Source organism: Parabacteroides sp. CAG:2, assembly GCF_000436315.1.
In the GTDB taxonomy this organism is placed as follows: Bacteria; Bacteroidota; Bacteroidia; order Bacteroidales; family Tannerellaceae; genus Parabacteroides; species Parabacteroides distasonis.
This window is the reverse complement of the sequence record NZ_FR885284.1, coordinates 95,861-117,221: the sequence shown is the minus strand read 5'-3', so window position 1 is coordinate 117,221 and position 21,361 is coordinate 95,861. Positions and strand designations below refer to the sequence as shown.

19 protein-coding genes are annotated in these 21,361 nt (G+C 48.2%); 11 read left to right on the top strand and 8 right to left on the bottom strand.

Going from position 1 to position 21,361, the window contains the following annotated elements; genetic code table 11:
• Position 1 precedes the first annotated feature (1 nt).
• Together QVP94_RS07670 and QVP94_RS07665 are read right to left on the bottom strand one after the other, a co-directional pair.
• A complete protein-coding gene (locus QVP94_RS07670) occupies positions 2-2,527 on the bottom strand; it encodes a carboxypeptidase-like regulatory domain-containing protein (RefSeq protein WP_022192304.1) in 2,526 nt (841 codons plus the stop codon).
• Positions 2,524-3,402 carry a GLPGLI family protein gene (locus QVP94_RS07665; protein ID WP_022192303.1) on the bottom strand — a complete coding sequence of 293 codons (879 nt, stop codon included), beginning with the start codon at positions 3,400-3,402 and terminating at the stop codon, positions 2,524-2,526. Before QVP94_RS07665 ends, QVP94_RS07670 begins: the two co-directional genes overlap by 4 nt.
• A 160-nt stretch (positions 3,403-3,562) precedes the next feature.
• On the opposite strand from QVP94_RS07665, the gene QVP94_RS07660 reads away from it, so the two are divergent.
• The 6 genes from QVP94_RS07660 (at position 3,563) to QVP94_RS07635 (ending at position 8,991) form a co-directional block, all read left to right on the top strand.
• Positions 3,563-4,978, top strand: coding sequence for a sensor histidine kinase (locus tag QVP94_RS07660; protein ID WP_022192302.1), 1,416 nt, complete (start codon positions 3,563-3,565; stop codon positions 4,976-4,978).
• Positions 4,975-5,658 (top strand): response regulator transcription factor, encoded by a 684-nt coding sequence (locus tag QVP94_RS07655; RefSeq protein ID WP_005860708.1) that lies wholly within the window; start codon positions 4,975-4,977, stop codon positions 5,656-5,658. The genes QVP94_RS07660 and QVP94_RS07655 overlap by 4 nt, the downstream gene beginning before the upstream one ends.
• Before the next feature lie 84 nt (positions 5,659-5,742).
• Positions 5,743-6,348 (top strand): DUF4254 domain-containing protein, encoded by a 606-nt coding sequence (locus tag QVP94_RS07650; RefSeq protein WP_005860709.1) that lies wholly within the window; start codon positions 5,743-5,745, stop codon positions 6,346-6,348.
• Positions 6,348-7,403, top strand: coding sequence for a glycosyltransferase family 9 protein (locus QVP94_RS07645; RefSeq protein WP_022192301.1), 1,056 nt, complete (start codon positions 6,348-6,350; stop codon positions 7,401-7,403). The genes QVP94_RS07650 and QVP94_RS07645 overlap by 1 nt, the downstream gene beginning before the upstream one ends.
• Entirely contained in the window at positions 7,387-8,121 is a 735-nt protein-coding gene (locus tag QVP94_RS07640; RefSeq protein ID WP_022192300.1) for a lipopolysaccharide kinase InaA family protein, read from the top strand. The genes QVP94_RS07645 and QVP94_RS07640 overlap by 17 nt, the downstream gene beginning before the upstream one ends.
• Positions 8,122-8,127: 6 nt before the next feature.
• Positions 8,128-8,991 carry a hypothetical protein gene (locus QVP94_RS07635; RefSeq protein ID WP_022192299.1) on the top strand — a complete coding sequence of 288 codons (864 nt, stop codon included), beginning with the start codon at positions 8,128-8,130 and terminating at the stop codon, positions 8,989-8,991.
• Between the two features lie 13 nt (positions 8,992-9,004).
• On the opposite strand, the gene QVP94_RS07630 is transcribed toward QVP94_RS07635, so the two are convergent.
• From QVP94_RS07630 to QVP94_RS07605, 6 genes are read right to left on the bottom strand one after another with little or no spacing between them, the layout of a single operon-like run.
• Positions 9,005-10,069: a glycosyltransferase gene (locus QVP94_RS07630; protein WP_005864043.1), complete on the bottom strand. Its 1,065-nt coding sequence runs from the start codon at positions 10,067-10,069 to the stop codon at positions 9,005-9,007.
• Between the two features lie 23 nt (positions 10,070-10,092).
• Positions 10,093-11,226: a glycosyltransferase family 4 protein gene (locus QVP94_RS07625; RefSeq protein WP_022192298.1), complete on the bottom strand. Its 1,134-nt coding sequence runs from the start codon at positions 11,224-11,226 to the stop codon at positions 10,093-10,095.
• A 56-nt stretch (positions 11,227-11,282) separates the two neighbouring features.
• Positions 11,283-11,918, bottom strand: a complete 636-nt coding sequence (locus tag QVP94_RS07620) for a ribonuclease H1 domain-containing protein (RefSeq protein WP_022192297.1) — start codon at positions 11,916-11,918, stop codon at positions 11,283-11,285.
• On the bottom strand, positions 11,905-12,702 hold the full coding sequence (locus QVP94_RS07615; RefSeq protein ID WP_009018725.1) for a polysaccharide deacetylase family protein: 798 nt from the start codon (positions 12,700-12,702) through the stop codon (positions 11,905-11,907). Before QVP94_RS07615 ends, QVP94_RS07620 begins: the two co-directional genes overlap by 14 nt.
• 9 nt (positions 12,703-12,711) lie before the next feature.
• Entirely contained in the window at positions 12,712-13,428 is a 717-nt protein-coding gene (locus QVP94_RS07610; protein ID WP_005864051.1) for a glycosyltransferase family 2 protein, read from the bottom strand.
• 5 nt (positions 13,429-13,433) lie between these two features.
• Positions 13,434-14,615: a glycosyltransferase family 87 protein gene (locus QVP94_RS07605; protein ID WP_130882477.1), complete on the bottom strand. Its 1,182-nt coding sequence runs from the start codon at positions 14,613-14,615 to the stop codon at positions 13,434-13,436.
• 114 nt (positions 14,616-14,729) lie between these two features.
• Here QVP94_RS07605 and QVP94_RS07600 point away from each other — a divergent pair, with 114 nt between their 5' ends.
• The 5 genes from QVP94_RS07600 to QVP94_RS07580 all read left to right on the top strand — a co-directional run.
• Positions 14,730-16,781 carry an NHL repeat-containing protein gene (locus QVP94_RS07600; protein WP_288213205.1) on the top strand — a complete coding sequence of 684 codons (2,052 nt, stop codon included), beginning with the start codon at positions 14,730-14,732 and terminating at the stop codon, positions 16,779-16,781.
• An 80-nt stretch (positions 16,782-16,861) separates the two neighbouring features.
• A complete protein-coding gene (locus tag QVP94_RS07595) occupies positions 16,862-17,383 on the top strand; it encodes a shikimate kinase (RefSeq protein WP_005860724.1) in 522 nt (173 codons plus the stop codon).
• Positions 17,384-17,386: 3 nt separating this feature from the next.
• Positions 17,387-18,598, top strand: coding sequence for an alanine dehydrogenase (locus QVP94_RS07590; RefSeq protein ID WP_005860726.1), 1,212 nt, complete (start codon positions 17,387-17,389; stop codon positions 18,596-18,598).
• Between the two features lie 88 nt (positions 18,599-18,686).
• Positions 18,687-20,540, top strand: coding sequence for a 2-oxoacid:acceptor oxidoreductase subunit alpha (locus tag QVP94_RS07585; RefSeq protein WP_005860728.1), 1,854 nt, complete (start codon positions 18,687-18,689; stop codon positions 20,538-20,540).
• Positions 20,541-20,543: 3 nt separating this feature from the next.
• The coding region (locus tag QVP94_RS07580; protein WP_288213204.1) for a 2-oxoacid:ferredoxin oxidoreductase subunit beta at positions 20,544-21,361 on the top strand (818 nt) is incomplete at its 3' end.

The window sequence follows — 21,361 nt, the reverse complement described above, 5'->3', positions numbered from 1 at the left end:
TTTATAGCTGGTAGCGGATCGCTACCAGAAACTCCCGGGGACGGATACGTACCCATGAGGTATAGCTTTCCAACGATGCGTATCGCGTGTATCCGTAGGTACGTTTGTCGAACAGGTTTGTCGCCGTGGCGGTGATTTGCAAACGCCGGGATTTCCATAAGACCGAGAAGTCCGCGAAAACGGCGTTGACGGATTGGTCTTCATTCACGTCATTGTGATAATGATCTACGGAAAGGCTTGCCTCTATGGGTGAGAAAATGTAGGAGAGTTGTACTTGTTGGGTGACGTTCCATAAGGGCGCCAAACGGGTACGTTCTCCTATTTTACTTCCTCCGTACCGGATATCGGTTTGGTAACTGGTCTCCCAATGGCGGTTGGGAGTCCAGATCACTTTGGGTTCTAGGCGCATGAGACGATATTGATAGGGAAGCCTTTGTCCCCCGCTGATTTGCTCGGCCTTGCTGATATTGAGGAGCGCCAGGAGCGAGGTCTTTAGCCCTAGATCGTAAAAGCCTTTGGATAGCGTGCTTTTGACGGTATATCCGGAACCGTGGTTGGACAGTGGTAAGGAGACTCGTTGTATCTGTCCGTTCTCTATACGTTGCTCGTATATACGGTTGTACCACTCCCGGTTGTGTGTCAGGTTTACCGTGGCGAAGAATTCCCGTGCCGTATTCTTGTACTCCCCATAAACGGAATAAAGCTGTTGTCTGTAAACCGGGAGGATTCCGCAATTCCAGACGCTATTCCGGTAATCCGTTTGATAAGGCCGGTCGTATAAGTCGGTCATCTCTCCGTATCTTTCCTTATAGGAGGCGTGTACCGTGAAACGCCATGCGTAATTCAGTTTGTAGATAATGGACAGGGACGGATTAACCGAGATGCGGGAGAAACCGACCCCTGTATATCCGGTCCATCTGAGAGGGGCGCTGAGGGATAGGGTCCATTTATAGGTATTCCATTGGTAATCGGGTGAGAGATAAGTTTGCAGGCTTTTCTCGATATTGCTGATCTCCCCGTTTATGCCCACCGTATATCGCTGGGTGAGGGAACCGTTCTTTTTCAGGAATGAAAAGGAATTATCGGTATAAAAGTCGCGTAAGTTCATTGGATAAGGGTAATTATCCAAGCGAAGATCGGCCGCGTTGCTGTGGTAACGGAGCAAAGACTGGACTTCCAACGTGTATTTGTCCAAGCTCCACAGGCTCCGTAAATTATTACGCAAGTCGAGGTTCGGGGTTTTGATGCGTTGGTCCAATGTTGTACGGCCGGTGGAAATTGTGTTTCCGGTTATATGGGAAAGGCTGGATTGCCAATCTCCGGTGGCTGAGAACTGGTTCTTGAGATACCTTTCCTGCGAGTTGTTTTCCACTCCGATATTTAGGTTGGCTTGATCCGAGCGAATGCGGCTATCGCTTTGCTCCGTTAGATGAATCGTGTCCTCGGATTGGTAATAAGTCGTCTCACTCCCCCTTTCTTGTGTTTGCAGGTCGTGGATATAACCGGCGTTTATACGGAGTTGGGTGTTCTCGTTCAGTTTATATAGGCGATTTGCGGATAGGCTGTGTATATGGTTGAACAGCCAGCGCTCTTTCTTTAGCGGGGCGGAGAATGATGGCTGTAGCAGAAATTGGGGAACCTTGGGCTTGGATAAACGGGATTCGGGTGATTCGGTAAGCGTATTTTGCTCGCCCGATACATCCTGCCCGGTATTATTCCCTTTATATAGATAAGCGGATTGGCTGCTGCGGCTGATCTGCAAGGCGTCAGCGGCTCCTTTCCATAAGAACGGGGATGCGCCGAGACCGCCTTCGGCATTGATCAGCCAGCGATCCCGGAATTCCGGTCTCAGCTTGAGGTTCAATGCTACGTCTTCGGTCTTGATCTTTCTCTGTAACACACGGATCGGTTGGTGGTTCTCCATCACTTGTACGTTCTGCACGGCGTCGGCTCGCAGGTTCTCGCTGATTTGCTTGTATTTCCCGTTGGTGAGATCCAGTCCCTCCACATAGAAATTACGGATCTCTTTCCCGTTGTAAGAGATCTTCCCCAGATCATCGATATCGATACCTGGAAGTTTCCGTAATACGTCCTTGATGGATTGATCCTTTGGGGAGAGAAAGCGGGTGACATCATAATTGATCGTATCTTGCCGCCCCCAGACACGTCCCGGACGGATTTCCACCTCCTTTAGGCTGAATACCTGCGGCTCCATCTCAAAACGAAGCGTTTGTCCGGCATGTACGGCTTGTTGCTGGGTTTGGTACCCCAAGAGCGAGACGGAGACGAGAAGTGAGTCCGTCCGCTTCGGTTGGGTGAGGGTAAAGGTCCCTTCATTATTACTTAACGTATAGTTGATAGGAAAGGAGACGTTGCCTCTGGTTAATTGCACGGTGGCCGCTTCTACCGGCAGTTGGCTTTCCCTGTCGATCACGATCCCTCGGATGACGGATTGGGCGGCCAATCCTGCCGGGCAGAGCAGTGTAAGTAAACAAAAAGTGTGTATATGCAGTATGATCCGTTTCATCTTTCTTCCCTTTCTATAGGGTTATACGGCATGTTCTTGGGTTGGTAAGGTTTCCCGTTATCGTCGATGACGGTCACTTTCACCTGTGGCGAGGTCAAGGCGATGTATCCGATAGGATCGGCGGCATATCGTTCGTAAGCCTTTTGCAGGTTCTTGCGGCTGATCGGCTCGAAATCGTTTCCCCCGAAAAGGATCGGGTTCTTACCCCGGCTCAGTTCGATACCCGTGCAGATGAAAGTGTAATGTCCTTGGCTGTCTTGGGCTTTTAGGATCAGGCCCGGTAATCCGCATAATTTCCAAGGACCCTCGCTTTTCGGTATCTCCGGCGTGTACCAAGCCTCATAATGCCTGCCCTTGAAATGACAGGTCGCTTTCCGGCAAGGATAGGACAGGATGGTCATCGTATCGGGCAGTAAGGTCCATTCCGGGCGCTCCTCCTTTTCCTCGCAGCGGAAGCGACTGGCGGCAAGGGCATCCAAGGTCGTGGTCTTTCCCGCCGGATAGTTCTTGTAGACCTGTGCATTGGTCTTGGAGGAATATTGTTGCAGGTGTTCATTGATGACTTCTTGTGAGGCTCCGGCGGCTTTGTCGGCCTCTAGTACGGAATCGGTGAGGAATTTGGCGTAACTATAGTAAACGGAGCATTTATCCCCGACCTTCAGCATGAGGGTCTCTTCCTCTTTCTTGTCGGGTTGGAGCGTGTCCGGCATGGACGTGGTCTGGTATTGTACCGTGAAACGTGTCTCGTCGATGGACTTGGCTCTTAGTACGTCGTTTAGGTTGAAGATGTTGATTGTCACTTGGGCGTTCGTCTCGTGTCCTGCCCCTGACAGACCTACGCAAAGCAGGCCGATTGTCGCTATGATTCGTTTCATGATCTGTTGGTTTTAGAAGTTATTTGTCGCGAATGTAAGAGAGGAACGTTCGCCGTAAGGAAGATTTTTATTACTGAAATATTACTCCGCTTATAAAAATGGCTACATGTACGTTGTAATCATGGAGTAGCTATCTATCTTTGCCGGAAAGGAATAAGATATGGGAAAGAGGATTCGATGGATATGGGTAATCTCGTTGGCGGCGGCTTTGGCGGCGATCGGGGTACAAGGCTATTGGCTGTTCAATCAGTTCCGGTACGAGATGTGTACTTATGCGGATGAGATCGCCGGTGAGGTATTTCATGCCGGGCAGGAGGAATTTCGTATACGGAAGGAAGAGGCGGAGATGACGAAAGGTACTTATATTATAGAACGCCAGTCGAAATACCAGTCTGGTGATAGCGTGTTAAACAGGTTGAAAAACTCGTTCGGTTTCCAGCTTTATCCCAAGGATACGACAAAGATCCATAGTTTTCGGCTTCATCTGGACCCGAATATGCCGGAAGATAGCTTATTAGTTGGGGTAGATCGTTCGGTCGTGGAGTTCTTCGTGCCTTTCTCCGCGGAGCGTTTGGACTCCATCTTGTCTGCCGGTCTGCCCGGTCTGGATTATCGGGTACGTCCGTTCGTAGCGAGCGATACATTGTCCGGACAGTCATCGGCCTTATGGTTACCATTATCGAAAAACCTGTTTTCAACCTCTATCTCGATATGCTATGTGTTCGCCCCGATCGAGAGAAAGGCGGTGTGGGTGGATGTGGATCTTCCCATGAATCCGTTATTGGGCCGGATGGGATGGCAGCTTTTCCTAAGTATTTTCCTTATCTTGTTATTGCTGGCTTGTTTGGGTTTCCAGATCCGTACGATCTGGGAACAAATGCGCTTGAACGAGTTGCGTGAGGGGTTCGTGCATACGATGATCCATGAGCTGAGGCGACCGGTACAAACCTTGAAGGTATTCGTCTCTTTCTTGAATGACCGGGAGATGCGGATGGATGAGGCCACGACGGAACGGGTCCTTCAAGACTCCATGTTCGAGTTGGATAATCTTTCCGCCTATCTGGGAAAATTGAAAGATATGGTCTGTGCGGACGAGCGGGAGACGCTTCTGAGACCTTCCGCTTTTAATCTCCGTGAGTTGGTGGAGAAGGTGGTACGCCTAACCAATATCCCCGCCGGGAAAAAAGTCTCTTTCTCGACGGCCTTTCCCCCGGATATGCCGGATCTGACGGCCGATCCGGTACATGTGGCGAATGTCTTGTCTAACTTGATAGAGAATGCGATCAAATATTCGGGAGAGGAAGTGGATATCGATATCGTAGTGCTTTGGAATCAGCAAGGGGTGGAATTGACCGTTTCGGATAATGGCTTCGGTATCGCTCCGGATGAGCGGCGAAAGGTATTCGAGAAGTTTTACCGTTCGTCTCATCTGCCTGATAAGCAAATTCCCGGTATTGGGTTGGGATTGAGCTACGTTCGCCAAATAGTAGAGGCGCATCATGGTTCAGTATCCCTGCGAAGTGAATTAGGTGAAGGCACTCGAATTACTATAAATCTACCGACTACAGCCTTATGAAATCGACATTGAAAATACTTTTCGCTGACGATGACCTTAAGTATTCCCTCGTCTTGAAGCGATTCTTGGAACGGGAGGGGTATGAGGTGACTTATACCGGCAATGGTACCATGGCTTTGGAGCAATTCCCGGTCGTGAAACCGGACCTGGTCTTGCTGGATATCAACATGCCCGGCCTAAACGGTTTCGAGGTAGCGGAAAAGATCCGTGAGCAAGACCGCCATGTCTTGATCTTTTTCCTTTCCGACCGTTCCGATAAGAACGACCGTTTGAAAGGTTTTAGCTTGCGCGGAAACGATTACTTGGCGAAACCCTTCTATCCGGAAGAGCTGATCGCCCGTATCAAGGACCGTTTTGAGATCGGTGTCCATGAAAGCGTGCAGGAGGAGAGCTTCCATTTCGGAAACACGACCTTCAACTACACCACGAACGAGATCCGTACGGGCAATAACAAGGTATTGATCACTTCCCGCCAAGCGGATCTTCTGCGAATTCTGGCGACAAACCTGAATCTGGCGGTGGATCGTGACCTTCTGTTGGAAACCGTCTGGGGAACTAGCTCATACGCCAACTCCCTGGCCTTGAATGTGCAGGTCACCTATCTCCGTAAAGCGCTTCATAACGATCCGTCTACCGGCATCGTATCCTTGCCGAAGAAAGGATATATGCTAAGAGGATAGAATTTATCCGGTAGAATTGGGTTTCTGATCCGTAAGCATTATCTTTGTCCCACAAAGTATTCACAGAAAGAAAATGAATCATATATGAACTTCAGCGAACAATGTTTCCGCATTTTTGAGCAAGCTACGGAGGCTTATCATGTAACTGACAATGTAGATGCTACAGTGCATAATCCCTATGCGGTAAAGAGCATCGAGTTTTATCTTTATCTTAAGAACTGGATCGATGCCGTACAATGGCATTTGGAGGACATTATCCGGAATCCGGAGATCGACCCGGTGGAAGCGCTGGCTATCAAACGCCGCATCGACAAGTCGAATCAAGATCGTACGGATTTGGTAGAGTTGATCGATAGTTTCTTTCTGGATAAATACAAGAACGTGAAAGTCTTGCCGGACGCTACGATCAATACGGAAAGCCCGGCTTGGGCGATCGATCGTCTCTCTATCCTTACGCTAAAGATCTATCATATGCGTGAGGAGGCAAACCGTCCGGATGCTACTGCCGAGCATAAGGCTCGTTGTGAGCAGAAACTGGCGGTGCTGATGGAGCAGAAGAAGGATTTGTCGATGGCTTTGGATCAATTGCTATCCGATATCCGTGACGGTAAGAAATACATGAAGGTCTACAAGCAAATGAAGATGTACAACGACCCGGCCTTGAATCCTGTGTTGTACGGTAAGAAATAATGGCAAATATATTAGTAATACGACTTTCGGCTATCGGGGATGTGGCGATGACCGTTCCCGTTATCTATTCCGCAGCCAAGGCGAATCCTACGGACTCGTTTACCGTGTTGACGCAAGCGTTCTTGATCCCGGTTTTTATCAACCGCCCGAAGAACGTGAACGTGATCGGTATCAATACGAAGAGCACGGAGAAAACGTTGGCGGGGTTGCTTCGTTTTGCCTCTGCCTTGGTAAAATATGATTTCGACGTGGTTCTGGATTTGCATGACGTATTGCGGACCATGATCATCCGTACGCTGTTCCGCTTGAACGGCAGACGGGTGTTTGTCGTGGATAAGGCCCGGAAAGATCGTGCCCGGTTGACCGACGCGAAGCATAAACGATTTAAACAACTTCGCCCGGTGATCGAACGTTACGCGGATGTGTTCCGCAACGCCGGGCTTAACTATACGGAATCGTTCACCTCGCTTTATGAGACCTCGACCCCTGATTTATCCGCCTTGGAACCCCTTGTGGGAACGAAGACGGGCAAATGGATCGGTATCGCCCCCTTCGCCAAGCACCGGGGAAAGATTTATCCGACCGGGGAGATGGAGCTGGTCATGGCCGAGCTTTCCGATCGAGAGGATTTTACCATCTTCCTGTTCGGTGGTCGTGGCTACGAGGAGGCGCTCTTGGATCAATGGGCTTTTGAGTATCCCCGGGTAAAAAGCGTGGCGGGCAAGTATTCCTTGGATCAGGAACTGGCCTTGATCAGCCGGTTGGATCTGTTGATTTGCATGGATTCCGCCAATATGCATTTCGCTTCCTTGGTCGGTACACGGGTGCTTTCCGTTTGGGGCGCTACCCATCCCTATGCCGGATTTTACGGATATCATCAGGATCCGGAAGATTGTATCCAGTTGGACTTACCTTGTCGTCCTTGTTCCGTATTCGGCCAAAAGCCCTGCCTGCGGAAGGATTGGGCGTGTATGAAACAGCTCAATCCGGATCTAATCATAAACAAGGTATTAACCTCTTTAAATGAAACGGTTTCGGATGAAGGAGGTCATTAACCCGGCGTACGGGCGATTCGAGGATTTTGTAAGGCGTGTACCTCGTATATTTTCAGAAGAGGGAAAAACGATTTATAAGGCGAGGAATGAGATCAAGGTTTTTGAGGTAGATGGTGTGGAACTGAATGTCAAGCGGTATAGAATCCCCCTCTTGATAAACCGTGTTATTTATCGTTTTTTCCGTCAGCCTAAGGCTGTGCGAGCCTATGAGTACGCTCTGCGATTGGTTGCCAAGGGGTTTGAGACTCCTGCCCCGATCGCTTATATCCTTTTTAGGAAGAAAGGGTTTTTGGAATATAGTTATTTTATCAGTCTGCAATCCAGCTATAAGACATTGTATAAAGTCGGACAGCGTCCGGTAGAGGAGAACGAGGATATTTTCCGTGCGTTAGGTACTTATATGGCAAAGTTGCATGAGGCGGAGGTTTATCATGCCGATTTCTCTCCCGGAAATGTATTGTACGATCGTACGGAGGAAGGGGTTAAGTTCTCCTTGATCGATATAAACCGGATGCACTTCGGACCTGTCTCGCTAAAACGAGGATGCGAGAATTTCTCCCGCTTGTGGGGACGGGAAGCCGCTTTTCATTTAATGGCGGAGACCTATGCCGAGAGCCGGCATTTTGATGAAGCGGAATGCCTTCGTTGGATATTATATTATCGAAATCATTTCTGGAAGAAATATGCGTTGAAGCATGAGATTGAATTTGAATTATAGACTTTTATGAAAATACAAATACTCCGGTTCTGCTTAGTTGTTAGTTGTCTTTTGACCTATGTATCTCCGGTTAAGGCGTTAGAATGGTGGGAAAAGGTAGAGTATCTGACTTACTCGCCCCGTTATTTCGGGCCAAATGCCTTTCCGATTCCCGAGTTGGTAGGAGGAAGCCTGTCCAGCCGTTGGGAAGTGGAGCTTCGGGGGGAATATCATAAGACGCGAGGCGATCAGACGAAAGATATCTTTACCCGTTTATACATTCCTGTCGTAAAGGGACGTGTAGGGGTGAATGTCAGTTGGGTATTCCAAGAATGGTATGAGATGTCGCCGGAAGTGCGGGATGAGCGTTATGCGGTAGAACTGAAATCCCCGATTGTTTGCCGGGGCGACGTGATCTTTAATTTTTATTTCCAAGCCCTCCGGAGCGAGAAATGGATGGATATCGTGGTAAGCGCCAACCTGAAAACCGCCAGTGGCGGACGCTTGTGCGACGCTCGTTATACGGATGCGGCCTCTTATTGGTTCGACGCCAATCTGGGACGTACGTTGTGGAAGCGGAAAGATGTAAACGCTTCGATCCGTGTGCAAGCTTTAGCGGGTTTTTATTGTTGGATGACTAACGATGTCGTTAATCGTCAGAACGACGCTTTCTGTTATGGGGCAGGTGTGTCAGGGACCTATCGGGGGTTCTCGTTGGATTGTAATTATGCCGGTTTCCGGGGATATCGGGATAATGGGGATAAGCCGATGATTCTACGGACAAAGCTAAATTATGAGCTTAAGAAAAATATCCTGTCCTTCCAATATAAACATGGAATGAAGGACCATCTTTATGATAGCTATTCATTAGCTTATATCCGTTGTTTCTGAATCTGTAAATAATCTATGCTTTCTTGATCGACCTGAATAACGTGGCGAAGCCGTCTGTATAAGCCTTTACGCTGAAATCTTGGATGATATGCTCACGTGAGGCCTTGGCGAACGCTTCCAATCGTTCCGGGTTATCGATAAGCGAGCGGATAGACGCCGCCATTTTTTGAGGAGAAGAAGGCGGCACTAACAATCCGGTGACTCCGTCTATGATTAAGTCTCTTGCTCCCGGTATGTCTGTTACGATACAAGGAACGGAACAAGCCATAGCCTCCCGCACGACTCTCGGGGAGGCATCCCGGTGCGAGGGAAGTATAAACAACTGGGACGTGACCAGAAAAGAGATGGCGTCGGAACGCTGTCCCAGAAAATGAATTTGTGCGCTTACCTTCGACTGTTGGGCTAATTGGAAATCATTTTCCCCATATTCTCCCACGATTGTAAGATGTACCCGTGGATCATCCAATAAGATAAACGCATGAATCAAATCGGTTAAGCCTTTGAACGGCCTGTTCTTCGTCGCTCCGATATAGATGCAACGAAAGGCGTCGTCCGGAATATCGTCTGCTTGTTTGGGCGTACGGACTGCCTCCTTGATCCAATCGATATCAAATGGTTTTGTGCTGGTCGTTAGCCTTTTTCGTGCGATGAATCGGGAGAGATATTCCTCGATATCTTTGGTCTCGCATACGACATGCTCCACGGCGGGATTTAAGATGCCTAGATAATAGGTCGGATCGAACCGCTTCAATTTAGCCTGCGTACCTCGGTATGCGATATTCTTCGCCCGTGTGCCTATGGAGGCGAATAGAGCGTTAGATAAACCGGAACTACTCGGTGAGTAGATCAGGTCGATCCGATAAGTCTTGATGATTTCGCGCAGGGCACGAATAACGTTCCAGTTGAACTTCGAGGTAATGACCGGCAGATCCAAAGGTGTACAATTCCCATAGATCTTTTTGTCGGTATACGATTGGGGAGAAGCGATATAGATGTTGAAGTCCTCAAGCTTGGACAATCCTTCCAGCATTTTGTAGGTCGCTATATCGGCTTCTTTATAGACTAAAAGTATATTCATTGTGTATGGATAAAATGGATTTGCTAAGATCGTGAGATATTCTCGTATACTCGCATGAAATGAGCCGCCAATACGTCGGGCATGAATCGCCGCATATTCTCTCGTCCGCCGGAACGCATGGATTCGGCCAGCTTCGGCTCGTTCAATACGGACTCTATCAAGCTGCGCAGCTCTTGCTCATTTCTCGGATCGGTATATAGAGCGGACGATCCGCCCGCCTCTTCCAGACAAGAACCGGTAGCCGCTATCACTGGAATACCGGCAAGCTGGGCTTCTAAGATCGGGATACCGAATCCTTCGAAAAACGAGGGATAGACAAATAAGGTCGCCATCTGATAGAAAGCGGCTAATTCGTTAAAAGGTATATGAGTCAAGATACGGACACGACCGGACAGGTTGTTTTCCCGGATATAGGTCTCTACCGTGTCCGTATAAGGCGTATGCTTACCGATAGCGATCACGGAGATATCTTCTTTCAGCTCTTTCAGGGCTTTTACCAGAAGCAATAAATTCTTCCGTTCCTCGATGCTCCCTACATATAATATATAAGGCCCGTTTATCTGATATTTCTTGCGTACGGACGATTTCACGTCTTCTTGAACCGCTTGCCCGAATATCGGGTCACAACCTTGGTAAACCACCTCGATCTTGCTTTCCGGAATGTTGAAGAAGTCCCGGATGTCTCGCATCGTCTGCCTGCTGATCGCTATGATCTTGTCCGACCGTAAACAAGCTTGCTTGAATTTGTAGGTATAGATGGAACGATCGATCGGTTTATAAAGCTGCGGGTAACGCAAGAAGATCAAGTCATGTATCGTTACGACCGCTGGGATTCCGTTCTGTTTTAGATTCATAGGAATCTCATTACTCAAGCCATGGAACAGATCTACGTGCTCTTTTCGAAGCGTAGCCGTTAGACCGGAGGTACGCCATAAAGACGGAAATAGTTTATCGAACCTGCCTTTCGGATAATGGAATGAGACACTAGGACGCTCCTCGATCCGTTTCCGTAACGCCTCTTTGCCTTTGCCCGGCGTATAGAGTTGATAGATATGCTCCGGGAAAGAAGCGGACAAACTATTCACTACGAACCGGCTATAATTACCCAGTCCGGTAGCGTTATGCGTAATCCGTTTTGCGTCGAAAGCGATCTTCATAGGCTTGAATTCGATATATTGGGCAAATATACGATATAATTTTAATTACCTTTACCTCATTTCCTTCCGAAATCCGCCGGGATCTCCCCCCATACGGATGTTTCCCATTTGAGGATCTGGGTGGTATAGGTATGGGTGTTCAACCATTTCTCGGCCCGCTCGATGAGGTCGAAGATCGGCTCGTTGGCCGGTTTGCGTTCTAACAGGGTTTTGCATTTCTTTTTCTTGACCCAGCTGATGGCGTTGCGGCTATCCGAATAGATCGGCAGGTCGCTTCCCTTTTGCTGTAGCAAGGCGAGGCCGTGTACTAAGGCGAGGAATTCCCCGACATTGTTCGTGCCCTCCTTCAGCGGGCCGATATGGAAGATCTCTTGCCCGGTAGCGGTATAAACGCCTCTGTACTCCATATCCCCGGGATTACCGCTACAGGCGGCGTCTACGGCAAGACTCTCATTGATGGGGTTCCCGATCGGGGCTTCCGGCGCGAGACGGGCAACGGCTTTCGGGGAAGAGGCGGTCTTTAGGTAATGGGTATAGCCGGCCTCGAAGGCTTTGGCGGCTTCCTCCCGGTTCTCGAAGGATTTATATTTGGCTCCCTCTTGTCCGTCTACCTGTGCCTTGCATTCCGCCCAGTTATCATAGATTCCCGGGTTCAACCCTTTCCATACGACATAAAACTTATTCTTGGCCATGACTCTTACTCAAGATTTCTTGTGAGAATTGCGTATAGGTACCGAACGGCGCTCTTTTATCCTTGAAGAAACGGATCAAGGCGTCCAGCCTTCTTTCCATGCCGCAACCGGAATGGTTGGTCATGATAAACGGTAACTTTAGCTCTTTCCGATCACTTAAGGAGGTGAACTCCCACGGATGGAAATAGGTTAGGAAATAACCGTCCTCTTTCCAAGTCCAAAGCGCTAACTTACGATACAAGGTGGCCGGAAGGTTATGGTAAGCCAGCCAAAATAAGGGGAAACGGACGATCGGGGTCACCGAGGCGGGCAGTTGCAATACGCCATCTTTCATGAAATAGGTGCGGGGTTGTCCCAGATGGTTATAACGGCCGGGAATACAAGTCGGGTTCAAGGACGAGTTGTATAAGTAACCGGCCTTATGTATCTCTTCTTCTTCGACGGGCATCATGCGGGCCATACGGAAACCGTTCACCGGTTGTCCGGTCAGTTCCTCCAATGCCTCTTTGGACTTGCGTAGATCGGCGGTCTCGAACGACGAGTGATAAAAACCATGCGAAGCGATCTCATGTCCACCCTTTTGGATGTCCAAGATCAAATCCTTTGCGTGAAGGGCGAAGTTCGCCGTGCAAAAGAAAGTCGCTTTTACCCGGTGACGGGCCAGACATGCCAGTATCTTCCGGGTTCCTTCTACGGAAGTACGCATTTGTTCCTCGAACGGCAATTCCACGCCGTGTTCCAATGGAGCGTCAAACTCCTCGATATCAAAACTAAGTAATATCATGTATGTCAATTAATCTCTATGAAATAAGATGGATAAGAAGTTCAACGCTTCCCGCCGCAGGACCTTGAATCCCATATCGGATACCGCCAGTCCTTCTTTGATGTTCGCGTTGATCGTCCGTAAGTTTATCTCTTTCCGGCGACTTGCCTTATAGATAAATTCCGTATCGAATAGGAAGCTATTGATACGGGTCGTCAGGAATATCGCCTGTCCCGCTTGGCTGAATCCCTTCATGCCCCCTTGCGTATCCTTGATCTTGATCCGCAAGACCCATGTATTGCATATGTGGGACAGTTTGGATAACATTTGCCGGAAAGGAGGTAGATTATCCTGATAACTTTTGCCGCGGGTAGCCACGACTACGTCCGCTCCTCCTAGCAACGCCTCGACCATCCTGCCGAATGAGTCGTTTGTATATGGAAAATCGTAGTCTGTATAAATAATGTAAGGAGAGGTACATCGCTTTACCGCCTCTCGCAAGGCATATCCTTTTCCCCGGTTGGGCTTATAGTCCACGACGCAGACATCCGGTATCAATTGCCGGAGGCGGTCGATCGTTTCCGGCTCGTATCCCCGTCTCGAACCATCACTGACAATAAAAAGGTGGAAACGTACCGGGCTGAATAATCGCTCCACTTCGCGGAAATGGGTGGCTACTCGTTCCTCCCAGCCCGAAGGCGGGTTGTAACAAGGTAATACCAAATCTATGTCTGCTCGTGCGTTCATTCCATTTATACCTTTACCGGATTATAACTCCTCGTACACATCTCAAATGTCAGCTTTAGCCAGATCAGCATACAAGGCAACGCTTTTAACGCATACGGGTATACATAATGCACTCGTATGTATTTCGGGAAAAGATCGGACGGAGACATGCTGGTCAATATAAAGGCGAAGACCATCAAGACAATATCCAATGTCGAACGTTTCCACGGTACAGCCGTATACCAAATAGCGACTCCGATAAACGCTATGATATAGGTACTGGACTCGCTACCCGTGCTGAACAGTACGACAAACATCAACACCGAGGCCAATAACGTTTTCCGGAAAGCCTCATATTTATATTGACTGATGCGTAGATAAGGCAGGCCGAATAATATTAATCCCCCTATTATCAGATAAATGTCCGAGTAACTGACCGATCCCGATATCTTACGAACCATTCCCAAGAAGGAAATGTTCTGCATGAGCGCGAATAAGTTCTCCGAATTTTTTCCGGATAAGTCCTCGAACCAACCGGTATATTGGGACATTATATAATCCGGCCCGGACAATATCATCGGGGCTACGACCATGACGACCGCCCATCCTACGCAAGATAGGCTGAACTTCATCTTATGGCGAGAGAAAAAGAAGAACGCCAATCCCGTGATCCCATACAATTTAGTAAAGGTACCCAACATGATCACGAAAGCGGCCCATACGTCTTTCTCTTTCTCTATCAATACGTAAGCGAGGACAATGATAGCGGCGATACTGATATTGAATTGCGACATGAAAAGCGAGGTAAGCAACTCGTGGGCACAGAACCAATAGATAAAGATACGTTCCCGCTTGATCCCCGGCAGCATCTTGATCGCCCAGAATAAGAAAAGGCTTTGTGCCACCGACCAAGTAAGCAATCCCAACCATAACGGTGTAACGGCGAATGGAGCGATGATCAAGCTAAATACCGGCCCGTAGTGAAAAATATCGTTGTATTCTTCCGGATAGGCGGCATAGAGCGGTAACTCATTCAACGTATGCCAAAAGGATTGCCTGAAGATCGAGAAGTTATTATATTTCCCGGGGAAATACTTGGTAATCCATGCGATAACCCCCAGCAATGCCCATAGCCCCATTAAGGTACTATATTTGCTGAAAAATGGCTTATGGATAATTGTATTGAACTTATCTATAAATTTCATCATCGAATCTACATCTGTCTACGGGGCAAAATTACATAAAAACGGTGACTTTTATGCGAGTTAAATAAAAATACTATTTTTGCGTCCAAAACTGGTAAGAGATTATTTATGAATGAAATGTTGAGATACACGATCATTCGTGTCATTCTGTTTGTAATGGGAGGCTTTCTTCTTCTCGGATGTTCGGATGAAGATGATGTGGATAATAGTGGAGGAACGAGTAAATATGGTTTAATACGGATGGCAGAGGAGGATTATGATTCGTCGAATACTTCTTATATCCTTCAGGATGAGGAACCGGACGAGGTTCTTTTCGATTCGTCGCAGCGAAAATTCAAGGTGAATGAACCTTTGCAGGTGTCGGTTACCGAGCAGAATGAGCTGATGCTTCGTTTCTATTCACCCAGGGCTATACATAACGTGATCGTATGGGCGACGATTGAAGGCTATGAGGACGAGGTACGGTTTGCGGAGTTTACTACGGTTTTACCTTTTCAGGAGTTTAAAATGAAGTTGCCTTTTCTGGAACAGGCGAAGGTTTATTATACGCGTTCCGGCGAGGAGGTTACCATAGAAGCCTATCCGGATATGGCGGCCGAGAATATAAGTTTGCGGATTGAATGTGGAGATCCGGTATATCAAGGAATGATTAACGTGAAACCAAAGTGGAATATTTGGTTTGGTAAGTATTCTGGTTCAAACTGGGGTAACTTCAGGCCACATCTGGCTCGTGAGGCGGTTGCCCTTTCCTTGAATATGGCTGCGATGTTTTCTTCCTCGCTTTTTGATGAGGAATTGGAGAAGTGGAGCGGCAAGCTGATAAATAACGAGCAAATCGTGGATATAGATGTGTTGAAGAAACAGATCACAAATCATGGCGGGTTGTGTTATGGACGCGTGGTGAATGTTGTCGGTCTGGGTGGAGGAAATACCTTTGGGCTAGGTGAATATGTCTATCTGACCCATTATGCCGACGATGCCAATGGCTCTGACACGCCGTATCATGAGCTGGCGCACTGCTTGGGGTATGGGCATAGTGGGAATATGACGTACTATCCGGCGGAAGGCGGTTTCCCTACAATTTGTATGAAGGTTTACTCACAGCTTTCCGTGAGCAAGAAATTACCGGTTTATTCCCGCCGTTTCTTGCATACCCGGAGGAATAAGAATCTGGTAGAGAATAAAAACGTGTATACCTCCTCGAAATACATTATCGATGATCCGGAATTGGATGCCATAGATGGCGGGCTTGGGCTTGCTCCGATGGAGACGGATAGGGCTGGTGATGAGGGTTCTCCTCTCTCATTTACACTTTCTGTCTTGGATATTCCCGGTGCCACTGTGGAAACTTTTCATCCGAAAGCGGTCTATCTTTATGGGAATACGCTATATGTAGTAAATGATGCTCCGGGACATTATAGTTTGGAGGTTTTTGATGTATCTTCCGGTAATGTACATCATGTGAAAAGTATGGTTGAGTGGATGAATGGAGATAAGAAAGAGACTTTTGCGGGGGAGCCAAACGGCGTGACTCGCTCGTATGGGAAAATATATGTCACGAATACGGGAAGCCGTACGGATGTGTTCGATGCGGAAACGTATGAGTTCATTACTTGTATCGGTACGGGTACTTGGGGTGAGGGTGGTTATCAGACCGTTCATGCGTTTGATGTGACGGCTAGTCAAGGGGCTGTCTTTATCCGGGATAAACGGAAACTGGTAGTTGTCTTGGAGCAAGATGTACAGCCCGGTTCCGCTGCTCGGGTACCTATATATAGCCGTAGCGTAAATTTACAAGAGGCAATGGGTACTTATGCGGTAGCGGCACGAAATGATGGCTTTTTGTATGTGACGGGCCAGAATAAAAATATGATCTATTTATTCGATCCTGCGGACATTCGGGCAGGGGACACGGGCTTTGCGCCGTATCTGGTGACATTGGGATTTGAAAAGTCTCCCCAGGCGATAGCGTTTGTAGGGGATCGTTTGTTTGTTACGCTTCGTGTCGATGATAAACGGTCGGAGCTATGGGAGATCAGCCCTAAGAACGGAAAATTATTGCAGGACTTTACAGATTCGATGGTCTATCCCGAGAAAATAGCCGGTGCTCGTCATACTTTATTGGTAGTGGATCGTGCGACCCAGACCGTAAAAGCCATTGGCCTATGATTTTTTTATTGATTCTTAGGAATAAAGAAGATAGAGTTCCCGGAAAAAGTTTACATTTGCGAAAACTATTATAATAACGTATGAAACGTGTTTTTTTGGTCGGATATATGGGAGCGGGCAAGACAACGGTGGGAAAGGAGCTTGCCAAGCTCGCCGGTCTTTCGTTCATAGATCTTGATTACTATATCGAAGGGCGTTATCATAAGGCCGTTTCGCAGATATTCGCCGAGAGAGGGGAGGAGGCTTTCCGAGAGATAGAACGGAATATGCTTCACGAGGTCGCTGAGTTTGAGGACGTGCTGATCTCCACGGGAGGAGGCGCTCCTTGCTTTTTCGATAACATGGAGTTTATGAACGCTTCTGGCACGACGGTTTACTTGAAGGTGTCAGTCGAGGAGCTGGCGAAGCGTCTGGAGTTGTGCAAACATACCCGTCCGGTGTTGAAAGGACGTTCCGGGGAGGAACTGAGGGCGTTTATCGCCGAGAGTCTGGAGAAAAGGAATCCGTTTTATACGAAGGCGTCCATAACGTTTGATGCCGAGAAGATGTTAACAGAATCTGATGTACATGACATATCGAACGCGTTAATGAAAATCCTATAGCATATGGAAGCGAACGACGGCCGGCAGGCACAGGGGGCCTATATCCCGCAGGAATTATTGAAAGAGATCAGCAAGGTGAATAATCGTTTGCTTATCGGTATTCCTCGTGAACGATGCGAGGCGGAAAAACGTTTGCCGTTGACTCCGGAGGCGGTGGATATGCTGACCGATTGCGGTCACCGGGTGCTGGTGGAAAGTGGCGCCGGATTAGGCATCAACTATTCCGATAATCATTTCTCGGAGGCGGGGGCGGAGATTGTCGATACGCCCGCGGAAGTTTTCCAAGCGGATCTGATCTTGAAGATATTGCCTCCGTTGCCGGTGGAAATCGCGCTTATGAGACCTCGCACGACCGTTTTCTCATTGGTGCAGTTTAATTTATTCGCTCAAGAGGCTTTCGAGTTGATGATGGCGAAACGGATTACCGCTATCTCTTATGAGTTGATGGCGGATGAATATAATCGTTTCCCGGTGCTGAATGTCACTTCCGAGATCGAGGGGGCGGCTTCCATAACGATCGCTTCCGAGCTGTTGAGCAATACCCAAGGAGGTAAAGGGATCTTATTAGGCGGTATCCCGGGCGTATCCCCTACGGAAGTGGTGATCATCGGGGCCGGAAACGCCGGGACCGTGGCCGCGCGTGCCGCGTTGGCCTTGGGAGCATCCGTGAAAGTATTCGATGATGATATCAATAAATTGCGTATAATACAACAGGTCTTGGGGCAAGGGCTTTTTACTTCCACGTTCCATCCGAATGTGCTGCATAACGCATTTCGTAGCGCTGACGTGGTGATCGGGGCGATGCGTTATATTAATACGAGACATCGCTATATTATCGCTACGGACTTGGTGCGTACGATGAAAAAGGGAGCTTTGGTGATCGATCTGAGGGTAAGCCAAGGCGGTTGCTTTGAGACGACATGCTGCTTGTCGAGGGAAGATCCTGCGGTGTTCGAGCAATATGGGGTATTACATTATTGTAAACTGAATATCAGCAACCGGGTGGCTCGTACTACCTCGATGGCTTATAGTAATATATTCGTGCCTTTATTATTGTCGTTGGGCGACGCCGGTTCCGTGCAAGGAATGATCAAATCGGATAAGGGCTTTAGGGCGGGAGTATATATGTATTACGGGAAGACAGTGAATAGTTATGTGTCTAATCATTTTAATCTATCATCTAATAATCTTGATCTATACCTCTCTGCTTTTTGATGCGGAAAAGTTTTGAACTCGCAAAGTTTATGCTTTACTTTGCGGACGATCTAAATACCAATAAGCGATAAAGCTAATAAAGTATATTATGGCAGAACAGACAAAAGTTAAGACGCTGGAGAAGGTTGTAATTCGTTTCTCGGGAGACTCGGGAGATGGTATGCAGTTAACCGGTACAATCTTTTCAAACCTGTCCGCAGTTTTCGGGAACGAGATTTCTACATTCCCAGACTATCCGGCAGAAGTACGTGCTCCACAAGGAACACTAAGTGGTGTATCTGGATTCCAAGTGCACTTGGGATCGCGCAAGATCTTCACACCCGGTGATAAGGCCGACGTATTGGTGGCCATGAATCCCGCCGCGCTAAAGGTGAACGTAAAACACCTAAAACCCAATGCGATTGTTTTAATCGACACGGACTCTTTCAAGAAAAGTGATTTGGATAAGGCCTTGTTTACGACCGATGATCCGTTTACTGAGCTGGGATTGACTGGCGTGCAGGTTGTTGCCGCTCCGATCTCTACGATGGTAAAAGACGGATTGGTTGAGTTTGGCTTGGACAATAAATCGGCTCTTCGCTGTAAGAATATGTTCGCCTTAGGACTTGTTTGCTGGTTGTTCGAGCGTCCGCTGGAGGAGGCTATGCACATGTTGCAGAATAAGTTCGCTAAGAAACCGGTTATCGCCCAAGCTAATATCAAGGCTTTGACGGACGGTTATAATTATGGTAATAACATCCATGCCTCAGTTTCTACGTATCGTATCGAGAGTAAGAAAGCCGAGCCTGGATTCTATACGGACGTGAATGGTAATAAGGCTACTTCCTATGGTTTGATAGCCGCTGCCGAGAAGGCTGGTTTGCAGTTGTTCTTGGGTAGTTACCCGATCACTCCGGCTACTGATATTTTACATGAATTATCTAAACGTAAGGATTTAGGCGTTATCACGGTTCAGGCCGAGGATGAGATCGCCGGTATCTGTACTTCTATCGGAGCTAGTTTCGCCGGTTGCTTGGCGGCTACATCTACTTCCGGACCGGGGCTTGCCTTGAAGAGCGAGGCGATCGGTTTGGCTGTAATCGCCGAGTTGCCTTTGGTGATTATCGATGTTCAGCGTGGCGGTCCTTCTACGGGCTTGCCGACGAAGAGCGAGCAAACGGACTTGATGCAGGCTCTGTATGGCCGTAATGGTGAGAGCCCTGCCGTGGTAATAGCGGCCTCTACGCCGACTGATTGTTTTGATGCCGCATTTTGGGCGGGTAAGTTGGCCGTGGAGCATATGACTCCGGTTATCTTGTTGACCGATGCCTTTATCGCTAACGGTTCTTCCGCTTGGAGAATTCCGGAAATGGATAAATATCCGGAGATTAAGCCGAATTACGTAGCTAATTATCAAGACGAGAAAGTCTGGAAGGCGTATCGTCGTAACAAGGAAAGCTTGGTTCGTTACTGGGCGATTCCGGGAACGGAAGGTTTCGCTCATCGTCTGGGCGGTCTGGAGAAAGACTACGAGACGAGTGCGATCTCTACCGATCCGGCTAACCACCAGAAGATGGTGACGACCCGTCAGGCTAAGATCGATAAGATCGCCGACTATATCCCCGAACTGGAAGTGATCGGAGATGAGGACGCTGATTTATTGATCGTTGGTTGGGGTGGAACCTACGGACACCTTTACGAGACGATGGAGACGATGCAAGAGAATGGCAAGAAGGTGGCTTTCGCTCACTTCAAGTTTATCAACCCGCTGCCTAAGAATACGGCTGAGGTTCTTTCTAAGTATAAGAAAGTGGTGGTGGCTGAGCAAAATAACGGCCAGTTCGCTAACTATTTACGTGGAAAGGTACCCGGATTTAACCCGTATCGCTTCAATCGTGTAAAGGGACAACCTTTTGTCGTTGCGAGATTAGTTGAGGAATTCACTAAAATATTGGAGGCTTAAAAGATGACAACAGAAGAAACTAAATTTCAACCGAAAGATTATAAAAGCGACCAGTACGTACGTTGGTGCCCGGGTTGTGGCGACCATGCGGTACTGAATTGCCTGCATAAGGCTATGGCCGAGGTAGGAGTGGCTCCTCACAATATGGCAGTTATCTCAGGTATCGGCTGTTCTTCCCGCTTACCTTATTATATGAATACGTATGGCTTCCATACGATCCATGGTCGTGGAGCGGCTATCGCTACCGGCGTAAAGACGGCTCGCCCGGACTTGAGCGTATGGTTGATTACGGGTGATGGCGACTGCTTGGCTATCGGCGGTAATCATTTTATCCACGCTGTCCGTCGTAATATCGATTTGAATATCGTTCTTTTCAACAATAAGATCTATGGTTTGACGAAGGGACAGTACTCCCCGACATCTGACCGTGGTTTCGTATCCAAGAGCTCTCCTTATGGGACGGTGGAAGATCCGTTTATCCCGGCCGAGTTGGCGTTGGGTGCCCGTGGTAATTTCTTCGCCCGTACGATTGACGTGGATTTGAAGAATACGACCGAGGTATTGACGGCTTCCGCCCGTCATAAAGGCGCTTCCGTTACGGAGGTATTAGTGAATTGTGTGATCTTTAATGACGGTATCCATAAAGGTATCGTAGACAAGGAATACCGTGCGGATCGTACGATTTTCCTTCGCCATGGCGAGAAAATGGTTTATGGCGCTAACATGGATAAAGGTCTTGTGCTAGATGGCCTAAAACTGAAATCCGTAACGATCGGACAAGATGGTTATACGATGGATGACGTATTGGTACACGACGCCCA